A 24,693-nucleotide genomic window follows, 5' to 3' on the forward strand; every position below is an offset into this window, starting at 1 on the left:
AATGCAAATAAAACCTAAATAACCAAGATTTTATTCTCATTTAAATCTTTTCCATCTGATCTATAGGTACCTATTTAAAGGAAAATAAAAACTATAAGTCTATTAAATTACATTTTTGTTCATTATCTATAGAACTATTTACTAGTAATAAAAAAGCAGCAGCCTATTTAAGGCCCTGCCTCTTTATATATCTTCTATTTAAGATTCAGACATGCTTGGGAAAAGCACATGCGCTTTTTATTTTTTGGCTACTGCTTAAAATAATTTTGAGCTTCTTTTAACATCCTTATTTCTTCGGGGATGAATAATTTTGAGAGAGGCGTGTCAGGGTTAAGTAATATCGCTATTTCTTCATTTAATACAGGCAGCATATCCTTAAATGATACGCATACGGTCTTTTCATCTTTCAGCATCTGTTCAATCGGATATTTTGACGAAAAAACAGGTAAATATCGGTACGCTGCGCTTTTCATCGTCTGAACGTAGTGCTCTGCAATTAATATATCTGATGCTCCATGCTCTGAACTAACAACTAGCCATAAATTGCTATTCATTAAAGTCTTATAAAATTGAGCAATCTTCTTATTATCTTTCATTGCTTCAATTAATGATTTTTCTAATAAGTTAAATGTATATTTCATTGCCGAGACAACCCTGTAAGGAACTGTACCATTTCACTTCCAGCGCCATCATATACTTCATTCATTCTCTCTTCACTTCCTCTGTGCTGTCACTAAACATAATGTTTGAAGGATTCATTTCCTGACTTAAAATGCCCAACCCCATTTGAATAACGCCATAAGTAAAAAATTCGGTTCGACTGCATGTAGAACCATTCACTACTTTTTCTTCCCAAGACATAGAAAGCGAATTCCACATAACATTAAGAGTACCTAAAGGTTTTTCAATCGTTCTATGCATATTGTCATACGTATTCCATTCTTTTAAGTTCTTTATGTCATTCCACGTATCTTGTGAATGTGTGCCCCCATTGCTCCACACGCTCGACCAAAACTCCGTCCAGCCTGAAGAGCCTTCTAGCTCTCCATCTGCTTTTCTCATTTGTTCTGCAGTGTCTTTTACTAATAAATGTGCGTTTTCCGTTAGCGAATCAAGTTTGCGAATCATATGCTGTAACTCTTCCTGCAAGTCCAGCACTTTATCAATATCTGCAACAGACAAGAAATGTAGATTTGTAGCTTCCCAGCTTAGTTTTTGAAGTGCATCAGCCGTCTGTGAATGAGAGCGCTGAATTCGCTCTGCAAATGTCCGCAGCACCTCTGGATTTACTTTTATCTCCATGTATGTCCGTCCCCCTATCTCTTGTAAGCCTTCAGTCATCATCCAAACATTTTTTAAGCCTATACGGAAAGACTCACTTTCTAAAGGAGTGAGTCGATAATGTTATTTATTACGCCGATGCTAACTCTCTTAATCGTGAAATTTCTAAGCGTAAAGTTTGAAACAATTCATCCCTTACGTCGTACAGATGAAAAGTAGATTGCGTAATATCATTATAAATATCCTCATATGAGCTCTTAGAACGCCCTGACCAATCTGACGCATATTGTTGGTGCGAATTTTGAAACAGATAGATACCCTCTTCAAGAAATTCCATGATACGTTGAACTTCATGTAAATATGATTCTAATTGATCCGCATCTCGACTATATTCTTTACTTTTTCTTCTTCGCTCTATGTCGTCAAAGAGATCATCAATTGCATCCATAAAATGTCCCCACGTCCTTCTTCCTCTTTTATTAGAAGTCTCTTAAAGTAATGTTAAAATAAGGTTACAAAAAACAAAATCCATCATTCAAACTATTTTCATACCTAGGAAAAAATATCTACATTTCTCTTTTTTTACTTATTTATACAGGTAAAATAGAGAAAATAAACAACGCCAGGCTGCTGTAATAAAGCAGTAGACGTTGCTTTTTAGGTTGTGACACTGCTGTTATAAAAGGAAGAATACCTAGTTTACATTCGACCTTTTTGTTTCTTTTTCTTGTTAAATGGCTTTTTTGAAGGTTTTTTAGCTGTACGGGACTGCTCTTTTGTTCCGTCATCCACGATTTCACCCATATAAAGCTCTTTTTTCACTAATGAAAGTTGAAGTTCACGTGCGATTTGTTTTAAATTTCGCTCTTCACGTTCAGTCACAAGAGAAATGACTGTACCTTCTGCTCCCGATCTGCCTGTTCTACCTGAGCGATGGACGTATTGATCTGCATCTTGAGGAACATCGATGTGAATTACATGCGTCAACCCCTTAATGTCTAATCCTCTAGCTGCGACATCCGTTGCTAATAAGACAGGGAAATCTCCTTTTCGAAACCCTTTAATCGTCGTAGCACGATCTTCTTTTTTCGTTTCACTGTGTAAAGAGCCTGCTTCTACACGCTTAAATATTAATTTTTCTTCAAACTCGATTAGAGTATCAATTCCTTTAAAAAAGGCTAAAGCTTTCATTTGTTCTTGACGAACTAGTTTTCTAAGCACGTCCACTTTATCTCTAGCTTCACTTTTGATGTATACATGCTCTACCTTTGAAGCCGGAAGTTCATCTCTTCCTACCTCTATTTCAAGAGGGTGGTTCATCATATCTTTCGCTAGCGATTTGGTACGTTCTGATACAGTAGCTGAGAAGACTAGGATTTGACGATCACTTAACGCCATTTTTACAATCTGTTGAACCGTTTGAACATGCTCAGGTACAAACAATTGATCCGCTTCATCAATCACAATTGTTTTGACTTCGTGCATCTTTAATTTCTTCATTTTAATTAGCTCGTTCAAACGTCCTGGGGTACCAACAATGATATTGGGACGTTTTTTGAGTTTTTCTAATTGCCGTTTCATATTTGCTCCGCCAATAAACGCAGCGCTTGAAATACCGCTTCCCTGCGACCAAGTTTGAATTTCACCATGAATTTGCATAACCAATTCATGGGAAGATGCTAAAATAACAGCTTGAATATGAGATGGTCCCGGCTGAATGCGATGTAAGACAGGCAACAAATATGCCAGCGTCTTTCCTGTTCCCGTTGGGGATTCTCCTATTACATCTTTATTAGCTAAAATCTCTGAAATAGCTTTCGTTTGAATAGCAGTAGGCTCATTGAACCTTGCTTTTTTCCACGCCTCTTGTAAAAAAGGCTGTAAAGTCTCTATAAACTGACTCATATCTATCTCCTTTTCCATGCTTTTCTCGATATTATAAACGATTTTTTTCATTTCAATTAAACGAATGTATCAGTGGCCATGTGCGTTAATACTGACCTTAATTTCTATTTATAAATAAACCTTTCTTATCCCAAGGGACCCTGTCAATGCGTCAGTAGAAAAATCGGTTGTTACCTTAACTTTTCTACATCAATAAACATAGCTTCAACTATGATACACTATTGCTTCTATAGAAAACAATATGATCCTCTTTATTATGGACGAAAACTTGTATAAGAAGGAGGTTTTATGTCCTATATGGATCTAGACGCAAAGGGTTCAGCTGCTTACTTCCTCTTTTCCAAGAAAACAGCCGCCTCTCTGAGCTACGAGAGGCGGCTGTTTCGTTCTATAATTGGCATATCAATAATAACCGTTGTCCCTTTTCCTTTACCGCTTTTAAAGTGCATGGTACCTTGATGACGCTCCATGATTTTGTAACATACGGCCAGCCCTAAGCCAGTGCCAGCTTCTTTTGTAGAATAAAACGGCGTTCCTACTTGTTCAATCCTCTCTTGACTCATTCCGATTCCATTGTCTTCAAAGTGAATCAATGCTCGTGTATCTTTTTCTTCAACTGTTATTGTAATATGACCTTTCTCCATAATAGCTTCTACACCGTTTTTAATCACATTGATGAAAACTTGTTTCAACTGATTTGAATCAGCAGAAACATAAATAGGCCTTTTGGCTGTTTCTTTCAATAAAATAGAAACATTATTTAAATTGGCCTGCGCTTCCATTAGCGTAACAACTTGTTTTAAAATTCCGCATAAATTGGTCTTTTCAAAAGATACATGCTGCTTTTTTCCAAGAATGAGCATTTCACTGGAGATTAAGTTGATGCGGTCGATTTCAGACATCATAATATCTAAATATGTGTCATTTGTTTCCTTAGAGGCTTGCATAACCTGTACAAAGCCTTTTAAAGAAGTAAGCGGGTTTCTAATTTCATGTGCGACGGCACCTGCCATTTGTCCAATAACGGACATTTTTTCCGAGGTTATCATAAGCTCTTCATCTTGACGGTATGTAGTAATATCGCGTGCAATCATAAATACACCTACTACCTGCTTATGAACGATGATGGGAAGCAAAGAACACCTAAGCAACCGTCTTTCTCGCTTTCTATTGATCACATTCATTTCGAACTTAGCACCTTTTCCATTCAGCACTTCTTTAAAATACTCTTTACACATATCAAACTCTTCAGCTGCGATAAGAGCTGAAGGTTTCATCTTTTGCAATTCTTCACTGGAGTATCCAACGATTGCTTCACCTTCTGGATTAGCAAGAAGAACTTCACCCGTTTTACTGATTTCAAAAACGCCATCGGGATTATGTTTAAATAAAGATTGATAGTGCTGATTGCTCGTTTGAAGTTCGTGTTCTTTTACTACGAGCTCTTGCTGGGACTCCACTAGTTTATAAGCTCTCCTATATACCAACCCATACAAAATAATCCCCGTAGCTAAAATAAAAAGCCAACCTTTGTATTGTTGAAAAAAAATATATACTTCAAAACGACCTTGGGCTAATGTTCTAGATATATTATCAGATATCAAGATCCATACAGCGCCAATAATGATATATATAATTGAAATTCTTAAAGCTACTTTACGCGCGTGTTTCACCAAATTTTAATCACCTGTTTATCAATATTGATCCCCTGTCTTATTGTCTTTATATGAAGTGTTCACTTTTTGTAGCCATTTCATGCCGTTGTAAAAAATTGATAAATGGCCTGACCTAAGTTACTAATAGATTTTACATTTGCTTGAAAATGATACTGGTGAAGCCATTGACTATGATCGGGTGTCACACCTGTTAAATAAATCTGTACACCCATTAGCTGAAATTCCCATATTAAATGTTCTAGGGCTGCAACACCTCGTTCATCAATTTGACCTATTCCATTAAAGTCAATGATAACTCGATCAACCGTGTCTTCATCTATTTGTCTGAGCAGCCGATGTTCATTTTTCATGATGACTTCCTCAAATAAATCACCAAACAGAGGTATAAGCACCATGTTGTTCGATAAATGAATAAACGGTCCCGACAGTTCTATAACTCGGTTCATTGCTTTTTCTAATCGTTCTTTTTGCAGCAGCAGTTCTAAGTCTGTTTCAGATAAACGCGCTGTATGTTGTTGGATTTTTTCTGAAAGAATTCTAATTTGAGAATCTTCCTCTACACATATCACATGCGCCTTATCTTGCTCCCATTTGCAATTCACGGTATAAAGAGACATCTTAGCTTTGCGCGAATGCATGACTAATTCTGTTTTTATTTTTTTCTTCTGCCCTAATCGTTTTCTAGCTTTGATCTGACTATCTTCGTCAACAATTTCTAAAAAATGTTGAACCTCTCCAAATAAAGCGGCTGCTTCATCAGATTGCGCTAGAATATTCATTTTCTCATCCATAATAAAAACAGGAAGCGGAGCATATTTAATAGTCGACAACCTTAATCCCCCTAATCGATTGATAATGAAAAAACTCTTTCAACTCCTTTAACTGTGCAATAAACCGAACTTGATTTGTTTGAGCAAGAGGAAACTTATAGTTTGAAACTACTCGACCTCCAACTAAAATAAGCGGCTGATGTTTTGTCTTTTGTAATCCTTCTATATATTCGTTTGCTTTTTCTATATGATGAGTTAAACTGAACGAGATTCCTACTAAATCAGGTTTCCATTGTTCAACAGCGTGCGTTGCATGTAAAAGCGGAGAATCTGCTCCTAAAAGTTTCGTCTGCCAGCCGTGCTCTTCAAAGAGAATGGAAATCATTTTTAAACCTAAAAAATGCTGTTCATTTTCTATACACAAAAATAGACCTTTTTTTTCATTTTTAATAACTTCTTGTTCTATACACAATTGATAGCGTGACAAAACATAGTCACAGGTAGTAGTAGCTAAATGTTCATCAGCCACTGAAATTTCATCTTCTTCCCACATCATACCGATTTGAGCCATCGACACTGAAATGAATTGCTGAAAAATATAAAATGTATCGAAACCCTGCTGTCTTTTTCCCCACACAATATTCCAAGCTTCATCTTGATTCCCTGATAACAGTAATTCAGTCAAGCGTTCTATGCTTTCAATCAAGAAACCACCTCTTTTTCAGTCAAACGACTTGTTTTTTCCTTTATTATTATCAACCATACCACTTAACTCACCCGCACTCTACAGTAAAATATTCTCACACTGACAAAATAGCACCGGACGTCTCTGACAGGTCAATCTCTTTATTTTTCAAAGTCAACGAGGTAGTGATGCAGCAAGTGACGGTTTTGTTCATTGTATAAGTACGCATACACAGGTCGTCCTATTGTGCCGTAAGTCATTCTTTCTCCAAGAAGACCTATATCTGTTAGAAATTTTAAATATTTCCGAATAGACACTCTTGAAATTCCCGTTTTTTCAGCTACATCATCAGTCGAAAAAGGGTGATCTTTAAGATGCTCAATGGCTTCTACGATAACTTCTAATGTTCCTGTCGTTAAACCCTTAGGCAACGGCTCTACCCGAGCTTCTTTTATTTTTTTATTAGACAGCAGCCCGTCTAATTCCTGTTGGTTAAGCTGAGGTTGCTGTTTTAACGTACGAAATGTTTGTTTGTAAGCCGAAAGTGCTTGATAAAAGCGTTCAAATGTAAAAGGCTTAATCAAATAATCAATCGCTCCGTAGCGTAGAGCTTGCTGAATCGTTTGGGCATCCGAAGCAGCGGTGATAAAAATGACATCTATTTCCTCTTGTTTTGTTCGAATCTCTTGTAAAACTTTCAAACCATTTTGTCCAGGCATAAAGACATCAAGCAGCACTAAATCAACTTGATATTCATTTACCTTCACCAAGGCTTCATGACCCGAATCAGCAACAGCGACCACTGTAAACCCCTCTATCTCTTCAATGTACTTTTGATTAAACTGAGCAACCATTGGGTCATCTTCAACAATTAATACTTTAATCAACTTGATCTCTCCTTGTTTCGTACGGAATATCAATATAGAATGTGGTACCGCTATTTATAAATGAGTCAATGACGATTTGGCCACCTAGTTCATCAATCGTTTGCTTCACTAAATGCAGCCCAAACCCTCTGCTCGTGCCTTTTGTAGAAAAGCCTTTCTTGAAAATCTGATTCATTGTATCGGAAGGAATGCCGCAGCCTGTATCCGTGACTTGAATTGTAAGTTTATTGTTTTCATACACAAGCATAACGGACACTTTTTTAGAGGCTTGATGACGAACTGAATCAATTGCATTATCAATTAAATTTCCAATAATGGTAATGAGATGATGAGTAACGTGTGGATCTGAAAGTTCTGGAATAACTTCATCAGCGGAAAACGTCAGTTCTACGCTTTCCTCTCTAGCATAACTCATTTTGCCCATGAGGAACCCTGCCAACGCATGATCTTTAATAGATTTAGTCACTGAACTAGATTCATCGACACGATGATTAACAAGCTGATGAATATACGTTTTTAGCTCATCATAATAATTCATCTGTACCATTCCTAAAATCACATGAAGTTTATTCATAAATTCATGCGATTGTGCTCGAAGCGCTTCCACATACATTTTAACACCTGTTAGCTGTTCTGCTAAGATGTTAACTTCTGTTTTATCCCGAAACGTAGAAAGTGCCCCTACAATCTCTTCGTTTACTACTAGCGGAACCCTGTTAACCACAATGGCTACTCCATTTATGAATTGCTCTTCATCGTAATGAGATTCCCCCGTAGACAAAACGTCGTCCAGCCTGGAGGTGGGCATATATTCTCGAATAGACAAACCGATTGGCTCTGGTGCTAACCCTGCTTTAACAAATAAGCGGCGTGCAGAACGATTAGCAAGTGTAATATTACCTTCTTTATCAACAGCTATCACTCCTTCACGAACCGACTGCAGCATGGTACTTCTCTCTTCTAGAATTTTAGCAATTTCAGAAGGTTCCAAGCCAAATAAAATTTTCTTTATGTAATTCGCTAATAAAATAGCACCAAGAATGCCTACAAATAAACCAATTAATGAACCTAAAACAATTCGACGATGCCCATCTCTAATTGCTTCATTTACATTATTCAAAGAAATCCCCACAGCTACTGCGCCAATTTGTTGATTTTTTTCATTATAAATAGGTGCAAAAGCGCGCAGAGATTTATCGAGCGTTCCTTTTGATACAGATACATAAGATTTCCCGTGCAATGATTTTTGCTCATCGCCTCCGGCAAACCTCTTTCCTATCTTTTTAGGATCTGGGTGAGATTGCCGAATTCCATTCATATCCATAACAACGATAAACAAGACGCTTGATTTTTTACGAATTCGTTTAGTGAATTCTTGAATTGACTGAGGTGTTTTTGTCTCTAGTCCTTCTTTCACGTTCGTTGATTCTGAAATAATCGTAGCAATAGTCCGAGCTTTTTCAGCCTGTTGATCCCGAATATTTTTTCCAATTGAACTGCTAACTAATAAATCCGTTAACAATAGCGATAGAATCACCACCATGCATACAAGCAGCACCGTGATGCTTCGCAGACCCATTCTTCCGTGTTTCACATTCTTCCCTCGCTTCCCTGCTTTTCTTGTTTATAGCACAAGAAAAAGATCTTATCTAGAGTCAGATAAGATCTTCGCTTATTTATTTCATTTTTACTGAGTTGATTAACATTTATACAGGAAGGTTAACAATCTACTTTATAGTTTCGGTCCTTTTCGATATTTAAACCATCCCATTTTATAAAAGGCAAAGACCATTACGCCTACAAGCCCAATCATAATGCCAAGTACAATAAAATAATTATATTTCCCCGTCAGTTCCGGCATATATGAAAAGTTCATGCCATAGAGGCCAGCAATAAACGTCAACGGTAAGAAAATAGCTGACATAAGCGTTAGCGTAAACATGATTGAATTCATACGATCCGAGTTAATGGACATAAAGCTTTCTCGAATATCATTTGACAAATCCCTGCTTGCTTGCATAATTTCAATCATATTTAATAAGTGGTCATAAATGTCATTAAAATAGCGAACCTGCTCTTTTGCTTTTAACGCATTAGTTGACATAATACGATACATTAAATCTCTCATGGGGTTTAAAATGCGGCGCATTCGTGACAAATCACTTCGGATGTCATAAAGCTGCCTCATTAATTCATCCATAGGTTCGTCTTTTGCATTGTCTTCAATGTCGTCTATGTGATCTTCAAATTTATAAAGCACGGGGAAGTATTCGTCAACGGTATGATCTAAGAGTTCATACATGATATCCCATGTTCCATCTTCGGTAGCCTCAGGGTCTTTTTTGATAAGCTCCCATACCCTAGCCACGCTCGTTAGCTTATCCATATGGTAAGTGACTAAAAAGTTATCCCCTACAAACGCAGATACTTCTAAGTGCTCAAGCTCTTCTTTATGAAGGGCATAATAGACTAAAAAATAATGCTCATCATACAACTCAAATTTAGCGCGCTGACCTTGATTTAAACAGTCCTCAACTGCTAAAGGATGAAAATTAAATTGTTCAAGCTGCTTTTTTTCTTCCTCGGTGGGATTGTAAAAATCAACCCAATACCATTGAAAGTCATGGCTTGAACGAATCTCATTCATTTCTATTTCTTTAATAGCTCCTTCTTTGGTTTTAGCTACAATTTTAATCATAAGATAACCTCTGTCTTTTTTGATACTATTCTCTGCACATACCCTTTTTACCATTTTGTTAAACTTTTTTCTTTTAATGTACGTCTTTTCTCGTCTATACATACGATGATGGTGACGACAAGAGAACAAAACGGTGAGGAGGTATATCCATATGTATGAATTTTACTCCCGGCATGAAGAATATTGGGAAGATGATACAAGGCTAGACGAACAGCTTCTAAGAGATATAAACAAAGCTGTAAACGATGAGTTTTCCGCTATTCACTACTATACACGCTTAGCAGAACTGGCTCCTAATAATGAGGTTCAACAAGCTATATTAGGTATTCGGCAGGATGAAATTAAACACTTTGACTGGTTTTCTAAGGCCTATTATGATTTATCAGGCAGCTACCCACAAATTTCATTAAACATAAAACTGCCAAATACTTTTCAAGAAGGGGTCTCTGAATCCATTAAAGATGAAGTAGAAACCGTTCCATTTTATCAATCAATCGCTAGAAGAATCACAAATGCTCGAATTCAAAGCCGCATTGTTCGAGCCGCGAGCGATGAACAGCGCCACGGTCAAATTTTCCGGACCATTCAGTCCCACTTCTCATACTAAATAATACGCTTGCAGTCGCAAGCGTATTATTTGGTATGGTTTTATCATTACCTCTTACTTTGTAGCATTAAATTCTTCTTTGATTTTTTGGAGCAGCGTTTGATTTGTTAATACGTCATACCCTGTTAATGCCATTGTTTGTGCCCCGAGTATCATTGCTTCTCTTCCTTGCTCACTTAAAGCTGCTTCTCTAAATTCGTGCGTATGACAAACAAAATAATCATCACAAATTTGAATATACGGATGAATAGCCGGAACGACCTGACTTACATTCCCCATATCTAAAGATCCATGATCGCCTTGGTCTTCCGTAATGCTTTGTTCGCTCACGCCTAATGAGATGAGATTATTTGTATAGACATCGGATAATGTTTGATTCGTTTGCATATCATCATAAGAAAACTCATAGTTTGAGATTTTTAATTTTGTTCCCGTGGCTAGAGCAGCGCCGTTTGCACATGCCTTCACCTTCTCTGTCACTTCATCTACATATGCACGAGTTGAAGCGCGGACATAAAATTGTGCTACTGCATAATCCGGTACAACGTTGGCCGCCTTGCCTCCCTCTGTAATCACTCCATGAATGCGTACATCCGGCTTCACATGCTGGCGAAGCGCATTAATGCTGTTGAACGTTTGTAATACGCCGTCTAACGCGTTGATTCCTTCATGAGGAGCAGCAGCTGCGTGCGCGGATTTTCCGAAGAACTCAAACTGAATGGCATCCATCGCAAGAGAACGTCCGCTTTTTTGGTGACAGTAATAAGGATGTACCATCATAGCTACGTCTAAATGATTAAAAGTGCCTTGCTCGGCCATCGTTACCTTGCCGCCTCGTGTTTCCTCTGCAGGCGTTCCATATACGTATACTTTACCGCCTGTTTCTGCAACTGCTTTACTAAGACCAATACCAGCTGCAATCGACATGGTTCCAATTAAGTTATGTCCGCATGCATGTCCGAGATCCGGCAAAGCATCGTACTCAGCCATAAACCCAATCGACGGACCTGGCTTTTGACTGTCATAAACAGCAGTAAAAGCCGTTGGCAAGTCACATGTACCAATTTCAACTGTGAACCCTTGTTCTTTTAAAACATCCGTTAATGCTTTGCACGCTTTGAATTCTTCGTGGCCAAGTTCAGGGTTTTGTCCAATATATTTGCTTACATCATAAAATGTATCCTGTAATTTATTAATTGCTTCATTTATTAATTGTTTCATTAGTCGTACTCCTCTTTTAAATATTTAAACAAATTATAGTATATTTATTCGTTTTTTAAAAGCTAGTTTTTAAGACGTGTTTTCCTATCACCTTAATATGCCTTATAATTAAACTACTAACTGTTTTAAAGAAGGTATGCATAATGATTTACATAAAAAAATTCAATTTTTTAGGCGGTCGTATTATTAAAACAAGCATTGCCGTTTTTTTTGACTGCACTCATTTGCCAGTCTATCGGCTGGCTATATATGCTCGCTGTTATTACAGCTATTGTTACGATTGAACCAACAGCTGCCGATTCTATTAAAAAAGCGTTCATCCGCTTTCCTGCTTCAGCAATCGGAGCTGCTTTTGCCATGCTTTACACATTTCTATTAGGAGTAACGCCGCTTACCTATATGCTTGTTGCTGTTTCTACTATTATATCCTGTTCTAAATTGCGTTTGCATGCAGGAACACTCGTTGCCACGCTAACAGGAGTGGCTATGCTGACGATTGTGCACGATCATTATTTCATCTCGTTTTTAATTCGCTTAGCGACCACCAGCATTGGGCTGCTTACTTCTTCACTTGTGAATATCATCGTTCTTCCTCCTAATTATACACCGATTATTACGAGGAAAATTCAAAATCTCTCAAAACAAATGAGCAGCGTTTTACAGCAAAGAGGAAGCGAACTTTCCCAAGTACATGCTTGTCATAAACAAACAAAGCTTCAATTTCAGCAGCTTTCCGCTGAAATTGAAAAAATTGAGACGCTTTGTGAGTATCAGCGAAAAGAATGGAAGTTTCATCATTTCACTCGTACAGCTATGAGAAAATTCCACTATGAATATAAGAAACTTTCTCTTATGAGGCAGCCTGTCTACTATATTGGTAATTTAATTTACTTGCCTGCTCATCAGCTGCAAAGTGCAAGACATCAAGTAATATGGGATACATTCACTTCCTTTCATAACGTCTTACAAAATGAACAATATAAAAGCTCTTTGCAGCATCAAACGCTTGTTTTGACTTTAAAACAAAGATTTTGGGCACATAAGCAGGAAGAAAACAGAGGGGATCACCCTTTTTCAACGGAAACAACAATGCTTTACGAACTGCTTGCAATTCACCATCTGCTTGAAGAACTACACCGTATTCATTGTTTGAAGGATCGATATAACTTAAATAACTCATCTGTCTCACTTTCTTCATAAAAAAATCCTCACATATGTGAGGATTTTCTTGTTTACGAAACTTGTGACTCATCTTTCTTATATTCTTTCTCCCAGTAGTCTGCATTTTTAATTCCTAGTTTAACGGGATCAAACACAGGGTCTACCCCTTGTTTTTTCTGAGCTTCATAGTCTTTTAATGCAACTAACGCAGGCTTAGCTAAAATTAAGATAGCAATTAAATTTAGCCATACCATGATACCAAGTCCTACATCTCCTAACGCCCAAGCTAGTGATGCTTGTTTAACTGACCCGTAGAACGTAGCTCCTAGAAGGACAAGCTTTAATGCAAACATAGCCCACTTTCCGTTCTTTCCGCGAGTTAGGTAAGCAATATTTGTTTCAGCAATGTAATAATAAGCCATAATCGTTGTAAACGCGAAAAAGAATAGGGCTACTGCCACGAAGCCAGCTCCGAATCCCGGCAACACTGTTTCAATAGCAGCTTGTGTAAATCCAGGCCCGGCTTCTACACCTGGTAAATTTGAAATAATAAATGAACCGCCTGGCCCTTCCGTGTTGTACATGCCTGTGAATAAAATCATAAACGCTGTTGCTGAACAAACGAACAGTGTGTCAATATAAACCGAAAAAGCTTGTACAAGGCCTTGTTTCGCCGGATGTGAAACTTCTGCTGCAGCTGCTGCGTGTGCACCCGTCCCTTGTCCTGCTTCGTTTGAATAAATGCCGCGCTTAACTCCCCAAGAAACAGCTAAACCAACGATTCCTCCAAAAGCAGAATCTAATGCAAAAGCACTTTTAAAAATAAGAGCGATAACTCCCGGCAACTCTGAAATGTTCATGGCAATAATAATAAGAGCTAAAATAATATACCCAAGTGCCATAAAAGGTACAACGAATTGGGCCACCCCTGCAATACGCTTAACGCCTCCAAAGATAATAAAAGCAAGAATAATAACTAATCCTACTGCTGTAACCGTTGGACTAACGCCAAATGCGTTGTCGATGCCAAGCGCGATGGAGTTAGACTGAACGCCCGGCATTAAGATACTCATCGCAACAAGTGCTGCAATAGCAAATAAAATGCCATACCATTTCATACCTGTTCCTTTTTCAATATAGTACGCTGGACCACCTCGATATTGGCCATCTTGTTTAACTTTATAAATTTGAGCAAGTGTTGATTCGATGAATGCGCTAGAAGCACCAATAAAAGCAACTGCCCACATCCAAAATACAGCTCCTGGACCTCCAAAAGCGATAGCTGTTGCAACTCCAGCAATATTTCCTGTTCCGACTCGTCCCGACAGTGCTAAAGACAGGGCTTGGAAGGAAGAAACTCCTGCTTCTGAGCTTTTACCCTGAAACATCAGCATAACCATGTCTTTTAAGTGTCTTACCTGCAAAAACCTCGTTAAAATTGAGAAAAACAGGCCGATCGCAAGACACCCATAAATAACAGGTGTGCTCCATAGCACATTATTCAAACTCGTTACAAATTGCTCCAAACGATAACCCCCTTGTTTTTTCATTCAGACTATTTTAAATTATAAGTTAAGTTATAAGTTTTAACAATAAAACTCTAAATTAAAACTCATTTTTAGTTAAAATACACAAAAAATTTTATAAAACCCTCAAAAACACCTAACGATAAACCGTTTACATTCCGTAATTATCGCTTTCAAAAGAGAGGTATCTGCACCTTTCTTCTCAGGAACACATAGGCTATAGGAGTTATTTTCTATTAGAAGGTGTGAAAAACAATGATGAGAATAGAGCCTTTATTTTATCGTCCTTTAGCTCTAGACCTTCTTTATGCGTGCGTCTTAGCTTATAAGCAATACGCACAGGGAGGCACATTTGATGTACCTGAAGGCTACCGGCTTATTAAATCGTTTAAAGCTTCTGCCGTAGGGGTGCAAGAATGGTTTGGTTTTATTTTAGAATCTGATGACTCTATCGTAATTGCCTTTCGAGGAACTCAATCTGAGGCAGACTGGATTGCTGATGCTCGCATTCGGCAGCGCCCTTATCCATACAATCAACAAGCCGGTCTCGTCCACGAAGGTTTTTTAGCCGTTTACGAATCATGCCGTGATGAAATTTTTGAAACATATCAGTCCCTTACCCCCAAGCCACTTTATATAACAGGGCATAGCCTAGGTGGTGCACTCGCTGCTCTTCATGCCTTAGATGTCGCCACAAACGCATCTTTTCCGGAAGTTACAATGTACAACTACGGAGCTCCTCGAGTAGGTGATCCTCAATTCATTCAAACATACACAAATCTTGTTTCAAATAGCCGCTGTTTTGTTAACACGACGGATACGGTTCCTAAAATCCCTCCGAAGCGCCTTTATTCCCCTTCCACCAAGCAAACTATTTATTACGATCAAGATCCTCTGCAACTCTCGTTTACGATTCAAACAGGCTCTACCGTAGGGAATCATAATCCCCAAACATATAGTGTTGGTATTTGGATGATGTCGGACTATCCTATTTTGGTCCAAAAATAAAAAAACAGGCGGACTGCCTGTTTTTTTATGCACCAATTGCTGTTTTGATTTCTTCTATTTGTTCTTGATGACGCTTTTCATGATAGCCAATAAAATCAATCCACTGCTTTAAATCCATTAACCCAAACACAGGGTGTGGAAATGATTTTTGCTTTAGCTTGTCTTCACTTGCTGTTTCTTCTAGCTCTATTAAAGCTGCTCTTGATTCTGCCAGCTTACTCTTCATTTCTTCTAATGTCTGCTTTTCATTAGAAGGCGTAACTTGAGCCGGTGCATCTACTTTTCGCGAACGGTCTACCGCTAAATGAAACGGCTTATCTTCAGTCGGCTGATCCACACCGTTTTCTAACTGATCCTTTACACGTGAAACAATCATGCGCTCCATCAAATATAAATGTTCTAATACTTGCATAACGCTCCATGTATTAGATGCTGGCTGTTGATTTAATTGTTCATATGTTAATGATTCTACACTTCTCAATACATCATTTCGAAACTGTTCATTTTTATTCATTTTTCATCCTCCTCTAGGATTCCTCTAACTTATCGTATCAAAAAACTCTTCCATATAAAAAAGATATCCCTTTATTTAACCATGTTTTAGCTGCAATTGTTTCACGTGAAAAAATCACATTTTCTATTTGACATAGATCAACTGAGGTGTTATATTTAGATTTCCGGCTTTTCTTTAAGAGCTGGACATAGTGAAAGTAACTTGAAAGGATGTATCGTACAATGCAAGGTAAAAATACTGGCATTCGACACATGTCTTTGAACAAAACTTATTCACACTGGATCGGCTTCGGAGCCGTAAGGATGCAAGAGAGGTAGGGCTTGCGTCGTTTAGGTTAATCGATCATGTGGAAAAACAAACCGCGGCAATGGATGAAATCCATGCAAGCACAATCAATGCTAATTGTGCCCTAACAACAACGAAACATACAAAAACCGTAATCATGGATTTTATAAAGAAAGTAATCATTTTGTTTTTACACTTGCAAAAGCAAGTTACTGATAAGAAACACGAACAAAAGCGAGCAGATGCATCTGCTCGCTTTTTTAATGATACTTTTTTATTTACTTTATCATTTCTTTTTTTAGCGGATCTTATAAAAAAGCCAAAACCAATGTGGTTTCGGCTTTTTTCTTATTGCTCTGCTAGTACATCAGCAAATGCTTTTGCATAAGGAGGAAGGTCTGGCGGACGGCGGCTTGAAATAATGTGGCCGTCGATTACGACTGCTTCATCATGCCAAATAGCTCCCGCATTTTCCATATCATCTTTGATTCCTGGCGTACTTGTTACGTTTCGGCCATCTAAGATTTTTGCAGAAATTAATACCCATCCTGCATGGCAGATTTGGCCGATTGGCTTTTGCTGTTCATCCATATGACGAACCATTTCAATTACTTCAGGATAGCGGCGCAGTTTATCCGGCGCCCAGCCCCCAGGTACTAAAATAGCGTCATATTCAGCTGGATCAACATCTTTAAACGCGTAGTCCGCTACGGCTGGAACACCATATTTCCCCATGTACGTTTCGTTTGCTTTTTCTCCAACTAAGTGTACTTCTGCTCCTTCTTCTCGAAGACGCATCACTGGATACCATAGTTCTAGATCTTCAAAGTCTGCACTAACAAGCGCAATAACTCTTTTATTTTCTAAACGCATCGTAACACCTCCGCCATCAGTATAGCATGTTGGAGAATAAGATTGAAAATAAGGGACTAAATTGTACATAATTAAAGGATTTTTCAAGTGCTCTTCAGAAAATTTTCGTATGCCAAATGGTCTAATTTTATATTTTCACTTGACTGAGGACAAACATCACACTACAATTTGTAGTGTGATGTTCATAATGTTGTAAAATTATCCAAATAAGAAAGACTTTCTGATTTAATTGCTACATTTCTTTTTTCGGGCTTTTACACTACATAATGTAGTGTTTTTCAAATACACTTAAAGGGGGAAGTAAAGTGAATAAAAACGTCGAAATTGGTTCACTTATTATTCGTTTAGTATTAGGTTTTACATTTTTAGTACACGGCTTTCAAAAATGGCAAGGCGGGATTGAAAATACAGTAGGGTTCTTCGATAGCTTAGGAATCCCTGGTTTCATGGCATATATTGTTGCAACCATTGAACTCGTAGGTGGGATTCTTATTATTCTTGGCCTAGCAACAAGAGTCGTATCTGCTTTATTTGTGGCAGTTATGCTTGGCGCCATTTTTACAGCCAAGCTTAAAAGCGGATTTGTTGGCGGGTTTGAGTTTGATATTGCCTTAATTGCCATGTCTGCTCACTTATTTCTTGCAGGAAGCCAGTTCCTTGCTCTTGATGCAGTGGTATTCAAAAAGAAAGAAACTGCCTTTTCTCTTCAAGAAGAAAGCAGTAAATAAAAAAAGAAAGCTTATACTCTCCCAATATAAGCTTTGAGATTAGTCCCCGCCGTTTGAGGCGGGCTTTTTTTATATTTGCAGCAGCAAATTCGCAAATAAAGAAGAACGCTCGGACAACGTATCAATTTGAATATGTTCATATTCCGCATGTATTCCTTTTCCGCATGCTCCTAATCCATCCAAGGTGGGAACACCAATGGCCGCTGTAAAATTGCCATCACTTCCGCCGCCCACAGCTGCTTCTTCCAATTTCATACCCAGTTTCGCCGCGATTGACTGAGCGCATTCAAATAGCTCTTCCGTTTGTTTAGACTTGACCATCGGAGGACGATTCATACCTCCCGTTACTTCGAGCTTAATCCCTTTTAAAATGGGTGTTAAATTCAAAATAATATCCGTCATGCGTTTTGCTTCTTCTTCTGTAGAAACACGTAAATCCACGTGCGCTTCTGCATATTCCGGCACTACATTTGTACCGCTGCCTCCCGTAAATGTCCCAACGTTCACCGTTGTACCTTTTTCATAATCTGTTAAGCCCTGCAAGAAAATCACTTGGCGCGCCAGCTCTTCAATCGCATTGATTCCTTCTTTGTGGTGATTACCCGCGTGTGCTGCTCGTCCCCATACTTTTACGGTGAAAATCCCCGCTCCTTTGCGCGACGTTTTTAACGCACCTGAACCCGCCACCGCCGGTTCCGCTACTAGCACTGCTTCACTTCTTTGTGCTTCTTCTTCAATGTATTTTTTAGAAGAAATTGACCCAATCTCTTCATCCGAATTGCAGAAAAACACAATTTTTTTATCGAGCGATAAGCCAAGCTCTTGAATCGCTTTAATCGCCCATATAGATTGGACAATGCCGCCTTTCATGTCTAAAATTCCCGGACCGTACAGCTTGTTTCCCTCTGTTCTTAGACTCAGCCTTCCCTTTTCCCATACCGTGTCAAAGTGACCGATAATTAAAAGCTGCTTTTCTCCTTCTCCAATCGTAAATTTCAAATGGTTTCCTACTTCTTTTTCTTCTATGATTTCGTACCCTACCCCTAAACGCTTTTGAAATAGCTGCGTTAGATACATTCCACACTGATCTACTAACTCTTTGCTGTAGGACGGTGATTCTTTTTTCACAAATCCGACTAAATCTTCAAGCATCTCTTGTTCGTGTTCTTTTAAATAACTAAATACATTTTGTTCTACCATTACCTGACTCAAATCAATTCCTCCTCCAAACAACCCCTGCTGCTTGCATTAAATGCTTTTATTTATCGTACGTATAACTATGTTCTACGTTTCACATAACGATCTTAAATTATCCTTAATTATAATGGTTTTCAGACAATTTTCCATCCTTTAAATACAGATAATACTTTAACTTATTCATAACCGACCGAAAATAGCCATAAACTTCAACAAATTCATACAAAAAAGCTTCAATCTTCAACAGATTAAAGCTTTCGTTTGACTAATTGACATTTATTTTAATATTTTTCCCTTTTGACTTCACACTCACAAAAACAAACATAGACACTAAAAAAACAAACAGAATAACGCCAACCATTTCAAAGTTTACTTCGGCCCATGGGTTAAAGAAAGTGAATGCTAAATAGAACGACACACCATACGCGAGGACAACAATAACCCAGCCCATCAAGCGAGAAGCAGATTGTCCAAATTTACTCGATTCATTCACCATTTTATGTACAATCAATGAATCGATTGTATCTGTTAGCATCATACCAAACATAAACACTAGTCCCAACAAAAGCGGCGTATACTTGCCTGCGTTCCCTACAGCTAGAGACCACACGGCCGTTTGACTGACCGTTTCGGCTGCTAAAGCGAACAATGCTCCTACAAGAATAATTAAAAAAGGATTCGTTGTTCCTTTTGCGATTTTTGGAATAAACTTCCCTTTTAACCCGCTCAGCTGAAACTCTTCCTCTTTATTTTTGGTTCGAAGCAAATGATATGTGTTTAATGTCCCGATTAGAAAGAGAGAGATAATGGATACCCAAGATGCAAAATGATCGAAATACGATGGAAACGTAAAATTCTTCATCACTACGCCCAGCACCCCGGCCGTGACGGCCACCATTCCTCCGTGACCTAGTGAAAACAGCGTTCCGACCCACGGGGCAAAACGGCTGCCCATTCGCCAATTATATCGAGTTTGGCCATCAATAAAAGCTAAGTGATCTGCATCCAATCCGTGCCTGATTCCTAATAAAAAGACAAGTAAAAAAACTGATAAACCTTCCATTTCCTACACTCCTTTTTTTAAAATAAAACGTAAAAAAGCCTCAATTCTATAGAAATTGAGGATGTGTCGGCATATGAAAATAAACAGCAATTGCTCACTGCGTACCTTGATACACCGCCTCTTTCCTAGAAGAGTCAAGTGTACAGAATAGGTAGGTCTCCTGGCTTGAGATCATCATTTTCTACCGCCTTCCCCGTTTTGAGTGACGATAAGATAGAAAACTCCCTGCTTACAGTGGCTGGACCGCTCGAGATTTGCACTCGATTCCCTGTTACCTCTTACGCTATGTAAGAGCACCTAAACTGTGCGAATAATTCATTTTCTTCTTCATTATACTAGTACCGCTTACAAATGAATAGAGAAAATTCAAATAGAAAAGCCCTGCTAAACTTTACATGCTTAGCAGGGCTTTTTAAAGCAATTAAACTACTTCTACCGTTACGTCTACGTTACCGCTGATTGCTTTTGAATACGGGCAGTATGAGTGAGCTAGGTCTACATATTTTTTCGCTGTTTCTAAATCTAAACCTTCGATATGAGCTTCAAGCGCTACTCCAATTTTCACTCCTTGATCAGCTTTATCGGGAAGCAGCTGAACAGTAGCTTTTACTTCACTGCTTTTGATTTCTACGTTATGTTTTTTTAACATAAATTCTAACGCGCTGTTGAAACAAGCACTGTATCCAGCTGCAAACAGCTGCTCTGGGTTTGTTGCTGTTGTTGCTTCTCCACCAAGCGCTGGAGGTGTTGCAACGTCTAAGTTAAAGATGTTATCTAAAGAGTGAACTTCTCCTGTTCTTCCACCTGTGTTAACGACTGTTGTTTCGTATAAAGCTTTCATGTATAAACCGCTCCTCTTTTTCATTAATTTTATTAAAAGTTTTTTATTTATCATTTCTGTAATTTAATTTTACACAATTTAATTTTAAAAAACAAGTATTAAATACATTAAAAATTTCCCAATAAAAAAAGCCGCGTATTTGCGACTTTTTCTTAATAATATTGAGACTGTTCGTCATAAGCAGATTTCCGAAAAATAGACAAGTTGGTAATAGCTCTCATCAGTTTCGTATTAAAAATAACATAATGAATAAACAGCGCCAGCACGCAGCCTAAAACGGCTCCTGTTAACACATCGAATGGATAGTGAACGCCAACCCATACGCGTGAAAAGGCAATGAGTACGCCCATGACAACCCACATGCGCCCTGAACGTTTGAAATGCAGCCAAATGGTAAAAGTGATAACTAATGCAGATGTAGCATGATCGCTTGGAAATGAAGAATTTGCGGCGTGATCAATAAGCTGATTCACGTGGTGAGAGATAAACGGACGATCTCGATAAGCAAATAAACTAATCACTTTATTGATAATGACTCCTGTGGCACAAGCACACAAAGCTTGAAATGCTACAACACGGCTGCCGTTTTTATTAATAAGTAAAAACAAGCCGAGTAAAACGATAAGTACATACTGGGCATAATCTGCAAAGAATACCATCAGCGAATCTAGAGGCTTTACGTGTGAGGCATACTGATTCACCGTCTGGAAGATGGTATAATCTACTGAATTAATAGCTGATAACATAATCGAAATCCTTTCTTATTTTTAAATGTCATTAGCTATCTTATCAGTTTCTTGAGAAAATGAACATGTTTTTGTCAGAAGCTTCCTAACTGGTATTTATAAATAATGTATTCAGGCTCAATAGTAAATCAACGCCTTTCGCCCATTAACTCACCTGTGAGTGATCCACAATATTTTTTTGCAAAAAGATCTCTTCTAAAGAAGGTTCTTCGACGTGAACTTGATAAATGTCAATGCCGCATTGAATCAATTCGCGAATAATAAGAGGAATATTTCTTTCTTTTTGAAGCATCACTTTTGTGTACATGCGATGGTATTCAACTTCGGGACTCAACGTACGGAAAAACTGTTGAATGTATTCTTTTTGACTGTTTGGATAAGGATCATGTTTGATCATCACCGTTTTTTTCGCTTGATATTGAAAGCGCAGCTCTTCCATTGTACCTTCTATTAAAATGACCCCATTTTTCATAATCGCTACACGCGTACAAATCTTCTCAACTTCATTTAAATTATGAGACGTCATAAAAATCGTCTTGCCTTGATTTTGGAGTTCTCTTATTAGTTCATGAATGTGGAGAGCAGATTCAATATCTACTCCAGAAGTTGGTTCATCTAAAAAGATAAGATCTGGGTCTGTTACAATTGCTTGAGCAATTCCTAACTTCTTTTTCATTCCAAATGAAAACTTTCCAATTTTCTGATGGTCATGTCCTTCTAATCCTACTTTCTTCAGTACATTACTACAGTGTTCTTTCGAAAAACGTTGGCCGTTTATCTTTAAAAAATAGCGCAAATGATTGAGCGCCGTCATCTCATCATAAAAGTTAGCACAGTCAGGAAGCACACCTATTTTCTTCTGAAGGTCTAAATCAATATCACTCTGTCCCAGCAGCGTAAATTCTCCTGCTGAAGGAAATGAAACACCGGTAAGTATATTAATAAATGTAGACTTTCCCGCACCGTTTCTTCCTAAAAACCCGTAAATTTCTCCTTGTGGCACCTGTAAATTAATACCGTTAACAACTGTATTAGATCCATATTTTTTAGTTAACTTACTTGTTTCAATAGCATACATATTATACTTCTCTCCTTTTAAAACTCCAAAGTGCCGTACCTAAACAAAGTGCTGCAAAAATAAGAAGAACTGTTAGATACCCTTTCTCCAGCTTTAAATAGTAGTAGGGTGTCACATACTTAAACCATGCAATGTACGCTTTTGATGAAAATATGCTCCATCCACTCAGTACCGGTAGAACAAACGATAAAATAATTGATAAAAACATAGTATGAGTTGGGCTTGGCATTAAAGCTGAAAGCATTAAAACAAATGAAATGATACAAACGGTAAATAGCAGGCACTCTAAAAATATATAAAAAGAAAAATGATGCGAAATAAACGCAATCAGTAGAAATGAAATAGAGATACAAACAAGCCAGAAACAGCAAATACCTAAGAATTTCCCTAGTACAATACGCTCTCTTGATGTTTTGGTAACTAAAAACCTTGCTGTTCTTGTTTTAATTTCTTGATTAATAACATTATGAGAAAGACTTGAAATAAATAAAGGTCCGAACCCGAGAAGCATCACCAAAATTCCCCCGTTGGCTCCATCTTGAATCTGTGCACTCGTCAGTTGACCTCCAAGTTGACTAACTATATGGGCTATTCCATAGGAAGCACCGCATACGATTAAAATAACGATAATTGATTTAATACTTTTAAATAAGCTTTGAAACTCTTTTACACTAATAGCCCACATTTCCAAAATCTCCTTTTAAATAAGTTTGACTGCTATCATCCAACAAAAGGATGATTTACTTCCGCCGGTAAAGCTTTTTTTTCTTTGGGCTTTCCACTCCAAGAAAAATTTGTCCATATACGCAGTAGCTTCTCCACCGGTCCAGTTTGAAATTTTTGTACGTACATATAGCTGCCGATAAGCTGAATTCCGTAAATACCTATGCAGACAAAAATCCCTGCAATCATGCCGAGTTTTCCGAAATAACCTAATCCATAACCGTAAAAAATCGTCGTGCATATGACCGTTTGCATTAAATAATTACTAAGCGATATCCTGCCTACACTTTCAAAAGCCTTTATCAAAAATGACTTCTCGTATTTCGCATATAGCCAAGCAAAGCCTGCAATATAACCAAGAGATAGAAGACTCCCACCTAACATATGTGTAGAACCAGCCCAATTAGCATCCGGCCACAGGTACATAGTTCCTTTTAACAGCAAGCCAAGCGGAATCAGCGCAGCCGCCCAACGGCCATACTGTTTTTGATTAGCTGAAACGTCGTAAAACCATTTTTTCTTTCCTGCATACATACCAAATAAAAACAAAGCGCCCATTATAAATGGTGTAAACAAGAAGGCAAAAGCAAATTTATATCCTGCCACATTCATCGGATCAACATTGTTACGGTGGTCTTTAATCTGTTCATAAGTTCCGCTTCCATACACATGAATCGTATCTTTTACATATGTCGTAAGCGTTTGTTTATCACTAAGAAGATACATATTATCGTTTAATGAACCGTATCCGGCTGCTCCTGTAAGGACCAGCAAAATCGATGCCCACACCAAAAGTGTTTTGGCTTTACGCTTTAAGAAGAAAAGTAGTAAAAATACTCCCATCATTCCGTAAAACGTAAGAATATCTCCTTCCCATAAAAACACTCCATGCAGTAAGCCAAACCCTAGAAGTAGAAGAAAACGGCGAAAGAAATGCCTTTTTACGCCTAGCTTCCTTCTTTCTAAGCTTTCTTTCATCTTTACCATTGAATAGCCAAATAAAAAGGTGAAAATCGGCATAAAACTTTCCTCTACCGCAACTTTTAAAAAGACATAGGCTGCTGAATCACTTGGTGATAGCGAGAAGAGATGAATCATATCCTTTCCGTAAATGCCATATTGAAAAATCAGCATATTCGCTAGTAAAATACCAAACAAGCTGAATCCTCTCATACTATCAATTACTTTAACCCGCCTAAAATCATTACTCATCCTTTTAA

The 24,693-nt window shown here is 38.0% G+C and carries 26 protein-coding genes, 1 pseudogene and 1 riboswitch; of the genes and pseudogenes, 6 read left to right on the forward strand and 21 right to left on the reverse strand.

Features of this window, described 5'->3' with window-relative positions:
• Positions 1 to 248 precede the first annotated feature (248 nt).
• From POF52_RS23080 to POF52_RS23110, 7 genes are all read right to left on the reverse strand, one after another.
• On the reverse strand, positions 249 to 641 hold the full coding sequence (locus tag POF52_RS23080; RefSeq protein WP_176585511.1) for an SseB family protein: 393 nt from the start codon (positions 639 to 641) through the stop codon (positions 249 to 251).
• 61 nt (positions 642 to 702) lie between these two features.
• On the reverse strand, positions 703 to 1,302 hold the full coding sequence (locus tag POF52_RS23085) for a WXG100 family type VII secretion target (RefSeq protein ID WP_271995223.1): 600 nt from the start codon (positions 1,300 to 1,302) through the stop codon (positions 703 to 705).
• A gap of 109 nt (positions 1,303 to 1,411) precedes the next feature.
• Positions 1,412 to 1,729: a hypothetical protein gene (locus tag POF52_RS23090; protein WP_013055102.1), complete on the reverse strand. Its 318-nt coding sequence runs from the start codon at positions 1,727 to 1,729 to the stop codon at positions 1,412 to 1,414.
• A 251-nt stretch (positions 1,730 to 1,980) separates the two neighbouring features.
• Positions 1,981 to 3,186, reverse strand: a complete 1,206-nt coding sequence (locus POF52_RS23095) for a DEAD/DEAH box helicase (protein ID WP_271995225.1) — start codon at positions 3,184 to 3,186, stop codon at positions 1,981 to 1,983.
• A gap of 365 nt (positions 3,187 to 3,551) precedes the next feature.
• Entirely contained in the window at positions 3,552 to 4,859 is a 1,308-nt protein-coding gene (locus POF52_RS23100) for an ATP-binding protein (RefSeq protein ID WP_271995313.1), read from the reverse strand.
• Positions 4,860 to 4,939: 80 nt separating this feature from the next.
• A complete protein-coding gene (locus POF52_RS23105; protein ID WP_416434975.1) occupies positions 4,940 to 5,641 on the reverse strand; it encodes an STAS domain-containing protein in 702 nt (233 codons plus the stop codon).
• Between the two features lie 37 nt (positions 5,642 to 5,678).
• Positions 5,679 to 6,338: a cobalamin B12-binding domain-containing protein gene (locus POF52_RS23110; protein WP_271995229.1), complete on the reverse strand. Its 660-nt coding sequence runs from the start codon at positions 6,336 to 6,338 to the stop codon at positions 5,679 to 5,681.
• A 196-nt stretch (positions 6,339 to 6,534) separates the two neighbouring features.
• Between POF52_RS23110 and POF52_RS31185 the strand changes: the two genes are divergently transcribed.
• Complete coding sequence (locus POF52_RS31185; protein ID WP_349816864.1) at positions 6,535 to 6,630, forward strand: hypothetical protein; 96 nt, start codon at positions 6,535 to 6,537, stop codon at positions 6,628 to 6,630.
• 241 nt (positions 6,631 to 6,871) lie between these two features.
• Here the strand turns inward: POF52_RS31185 and POF52_RS31190 are convergent.
• From POF52_RS31190 to corA, 3 genes and pseudogenes are all read right to left on the reverse strand, one after another.
• Positions 6,872 to 7,237, reverse strand: a pseudogene (locus tag POF52_RS31190) (response regulator); the annotation flags it as partial.
• Entirely contained in the window at positions 7,197 to 8,783 is a 1,587-nt protein-coding gene (gene dcuS / locus POF52_RS23120) for a DcuS/MalK family sensor histidine kinase (RefSeq protein WP_271995315.1), read from the reverse strand. The gene dcuS and the pseudogene POF52_RS31190, both read right to left, overlap by 41 nt.
• Before the next feature lie 153 nt (positions 8,784 to 8,936).
• Positions 8,937 to 9,902, reverse strand: a complete 966-nt coding sequence (corA, locus tag POF52_RS23125) for a magnesium/cobalt transporter CorA (RefSeq protein ID WP_013055095.1) — start codon at positions 9,900 to 9,902, stop codon at positions 8,937 to 8,939.
• Between the two features lie 151 nt (positions 9,903 to 10,053).
• Between corA and POF52_RS23130 the strand changes: the two genes are divergently transcribed.
• Positions 10,054 to 10,509, forward strand: coding sequence for a ferritin-like domain-containing protein (locus tag POF52_RS23130; RefSeq protein ID WP_271995233.1), 456 nt, complete (start codon positions 10,054 to 10,056; stop codon positions 10,507 to 10,509).
• 54 nt (positions 10,510 to 10,563) lie between these two features.
• Here POF52_RS23130 and POF52_RS23135 read toward each other — a convergent pair whose 3' ends face one another.
• Positions 10,564 to 11,730, reverse strand: a complete 1,167-nt coding sequence (locus POF52_RS23135; RefSeq protein WP_271995235.1) for a M20 family metallopeptidase — start codon at positions 11,728 to 11,730, stop codon at positions 10,564 to 10,566.
• A 210-nt stretch (positions 11,731 to 11,940) separates the two neighbouring features.
• Between POF52_RS23135 and POF52_RS23140 the strand changes: the two genes are divergently transcribed.
• Positions 11,941 to 12,930, forward strand: a complete 990-nt coding sequence (locus tag POF52_RS23140; RefSeq protein WP_271995237.1) for an aromatic acid exporter family protein — start codon at positions 11,941 to 11,943, stop codon at positions 12,928 to 12,930.
• Between the two features lie 32 nt (positions 12,931 to 12,962).
• Here POF52_RS23140 and POF52_RS23145 read toward each other — a convergent pair whose 3' ends face one another.
• Positions 12,963 to 14,417 (reverse strand): alanine/glycine:cation symporter family protein, encoded by a 1,455-nt coding sequence (locus tag POF52_RS23145; RefSeq protein ID WP_063248473.1) that lies wholly within the window; start codon positions 14,415 to 14,417, stop codon positions 12,963 to 12,965.
• Between the two features lie 255 nt (positions 14,418 to 14,672).
• On the opposite strand from POF52_RS23145, the gene POF52_RS23150 reads away from it, so the two are divergent.
• Entirely contained in the window at positions 14,673 to 15,425 is a 753-nt protein-coding gene (locus POF52_RS23150) for a lipase family protein (protein ID WP_271995240.1), read from the forward strand.
• Positions 15,426 to 15,450: 25 nt separating this feature from the next.
• Here the strand turns inward: POF52_RS23150 and POF52_RS23155 are convergent, their stop codons facing one another.
• Positions 15,451 to 15,939: a DinB family protein gene (locus POF52_RS23155; protein WP_013081487.1), complete on the reverse strand. Its 489-nt coding sequence runs from the start codon at positions 15,937 to 15,939 to the stop codon at positions 15,451 to 15,453.
• A gap of 346 nt (positions 15,940 to 16,285) precedes the next feature.
• On the opposite strand from POF52_RS23155, the gene POF52_RS23160 reads away from it, so the two are divergent.
• Entirely contained in the window at positions 16,286 to 16,612 is a 327-nt protein-coding gene (locus POF52_RS23160) for a hypothetical protein (protein ID WP_013081486.1), read from the forward strand.
• On the opposite strand, the gene POF52_RS23165 is transcribed toward POF52_RS23160, so the two are convergent.
• Positions 16,573 to 17,097 (reverse strand): type 1 glutamine amidotransferase domain-containing protein, encoded by a 525-nt coding sequence (locus POF52_RS23165; RefSeq protein ID WP_176585520.1) that lies wholly within the window; start codon positions 17,095 to 17,097, stop codon positions 16,573 to 16,575. The genes POF52_RS23160 and POF52_RS23165 overlap by 40 nt on opposite strands.
• 305 nt (positions 17,098 to 17,402) lie before the next feature.
• On the opposite strand from POF52_RS23165, the gene POF52_RS23170 reads away from it, so the two are divergent.
• Complete coding sequence (locus POF52_RS23170; protein WP_016762814.1) at positions 17,403 to 17,825, forward strand: DoxX family protein; 423 nt, start codon at positions 17,403 to 17,405, stop codon at positions 17,823 to 17,825.
• A gap of 69 nt (positions 17,826 to 17,894) precedes the next feature.
• Here the strand turns inward: POF52_RS23170 and POF52_RS23175 are convergent, their stop codons facing one another.
• From POF52_RS23175 to POF52_RS23205, 7 genes are all read right to left on the reverse strand, one after another.
• A complete protein-coding gene (locus tag POF52_RS23175) occupies positions 17,895 to 19,058 on the reverse strand; it encodes a M20 family metallopeptidase (RefSeq protein ID WP_271995244.1) in 1,164 nt (387 codons plus the stop codon).
• A gap of 229 nt (positions 19,059 to 19,287) precedes the next feature.
• Positions 19,288 to 20,085 carry a HoxN/HupN/NixA family nickel/cobalt transporter gene (locus POF52_RS23180; RefSeq protein WP_013081483.1) on the reverse strand — a complete coding sequence of 266 codons (798 nt, stop codon included), beginning with the start codon at positions 20,083 to 20,085 and terminating at the stop codon, positions 19,288 to 19,290.
• A 133-nt stretch (positions 20,086 to 20,218) separates the two neighbouring features.
• Positions 20,219 to 20,401, reverse strand: a riboswitch (cobalamin riboswitch).
• A 105-nt stretch (positions 20,402 to 20,506) separates the two neighbouring features.
• A complete protein-coding gene (locus POF52_RS23185; protein WP_013055083.1) occupies positions 20,507 to 20,926 on the reverse strand; it encodes an organic hydroperoxide resistance protein in 420 nt (139 codons plus the stop codon).
• A 152-nt stretch (positions 20,927 to 21,078) separates the two neighbouring features.
• Positions 21,079 to 21,672: an undecaprenyl-diphosphatase gene (locus POF52_RS23190; protein WP_016762810.1), complete on the reverse strand. Its 594-nt coding sequence runs from the start codon at positions 21,670 to 21,672 to the stop codon at positions 21,079 to 21,081.
• Between the two features lie 145 nt (positions 21,673 to 21,817).
• A complete protein-coding gene (locus tag POF52_RS23195; RefSeq protein ID WP_271995247.1) occupies positions 21,818 to 22,750 on the reverse strand; it encodes an ABC transporter ATP-binding protein in 933 nt (310 codons plus the stop codon).
• A gap of 1 nt (position 22,751) precedes the next feature.
• A complete protein-coding gene (locus tag POF52_RS23200) occupies positions 22,752 to 23,435 on the reverse strand; it encodes an ABC transporter permease (RefSeq protein ID WP_176585522.1) in 684 nt (227 codons plus the stop codon).
• Positions 23,436 to 23,470: 35 nt separating this feature from the next.
• Positions 23,471 to 24,685, reverse strand: coding sequence for a DUF418 domain-containing protein (locus POF52_RS23205; protein WP_074896859.1), 1,215 nt, complete (start codon positions 24,683 to 24,685; stop codon positions 23,471 to 23,473).
• Positions 24,686 to 24,693 lie beyond the last annotated feature (8 nt).

Origin of the sequence: Priestia sp. AB (assembly GCF_028369225.1) — a bacterium.
Taxonomy (GTDB): domain Bacteria; phylum Bacillota; class Bacilli; order Bacillales; family Bacillaceae_H; genus Priestia; species Priestia megaterium.

What these genes read in the sequence shown, in the direction of transcription:
- dcuS (WP_271995315.1), bottom strand. Translation starts at nt 8,783, where the DNA reads ATGGGTCTGCGAAGCATCACGGTGCTGCTTGTATGCATGGTGGTGATT.
- POF52_RS23180 (WP_013081483.1), bottom strand. Translation starts at nt 20,085, where the DNA reads ATGGAAGGTTTATCAGTTTTTTTACTTGTCTTTTTATTAGGAATCAGG.
- POF52_RS23200 (WP_176585522.1), bottom strand. Translation starts at nt 23,435, where the DNA reads ATGTGGGCTATTAGTGTAAAAGAGTTTCAAAGCTTATTTAAAAGTATT.
- POF52_RS23085 (WP_271995223.1), bottom strand. Translation starts at nt 1,302, where the DNA reads ATGGAGATAAAAGTAAATCCAGAGGTGCTGCGGACATTTGCAGAGCGA.
- POF52_RS23090 (WP_013055102.1), bottom strand. Translation starts at nt 1,729, where the DNA reads ATGGATGCAATTGATGATCTCTTTGACGACATAGAGCGAAGAAGAAAA.
- POF52_RS23185 (WP_013055083.1), bottom strand. Translation starts at nt 20,926, where the DNA reads ATGAAAGCTTTATACGAAACAACAGTCGTTAACACAGGTGGAAGAACA.
- POF52_RS23105 (WP_416434975.1), bottom strand. Translation starts at nt 5,641, where the DNA reads ATGAATATTCTAGCGCAATCTGATGAAGCAGCCGCTTTATTTGGAGAG.
- POF52_RS23135 (WP_271995235.1), bottom strand. Translation starts at nt 11,730, where the DNA reads ATGAAACAATTAATAAATGAAGCAATTAATAAATTACAGGATACATTT.
- POF52_RS23150 (WP_271995240.1), top strand. Translation starts at nt 14,673, where the DNA reads ATGATGAGAATAGAGCCTTTATTTTATCGTCCTTTAGCTCTAGACCTT.
- POF52_RS23195 (WP_271995247.1), bottom strand. Translation starts at nt 22,750, where the DNA reads ATGTATGCTATTGAAACAAGTAAGTTAACTAAAAAATATGGATCTAAT.
- POF52_RS23095 (WP_271995225.1), bottom strand. Translation starts at nt 3,186, where the DNA reads ATGAGTCAGTTTATAGAGACTTTACAGCCTTTTTTACAAGAGGCGTGG.
- POF52_RS23130 (WP_271995233.1), top strand. Translation starts at nt 10,054, where the DNA reads ATGTATGAATTTTACTCCCGGCATGAAGAATATTGGGAAGATGATACA.
- POF52_RS23080 (WP_176585511.1), bottom strand. Translation starts at nt 641, where the DNA reads ATGAAATATACATTTAACTTATTAGAAAAATCATTAATTGAAGCAATG.
- POF52_RS23165 (WP_176585520.1), bottom strand. Translation starts at nt 17,097, where the DNA reads ATGCGTTTAGAAAATAAAAGAGTTATTGCGCTTGTTAGTGCAGACTTT.
- POF52_RS23205 (WP_074896859.1), bottom strand. Translation starts at nt 24,685, where the DNA reads ATGAGTAATGATTTTAGGCGGGTTAAAGTAATTGATAGTATGAGAGGA.
- POF52_RS23190 (WP_016762810.1), bottom strand. Translation starts at nt 21,672, where the DNA reads ATGTTATCAGCTATTAATTCAGTAGATTATACCATCTTCCAGACGGTG.
- corA (WP_013055095.1), bottom strand. Translation starts at nt 9,902, where the DNA reads ATGATTAAAATTGTAGCTAAAACCAAAGAAGGAGCTATTAAAGAAATA.
- POF52_RS23155 (WP_013081487.1), bottom strand. Translation starts at nt 15,939, where the DNA reads ATGAATAAAAATGAACAGTTTCGAAATGATGTATTGAGAAGTGTAGAA.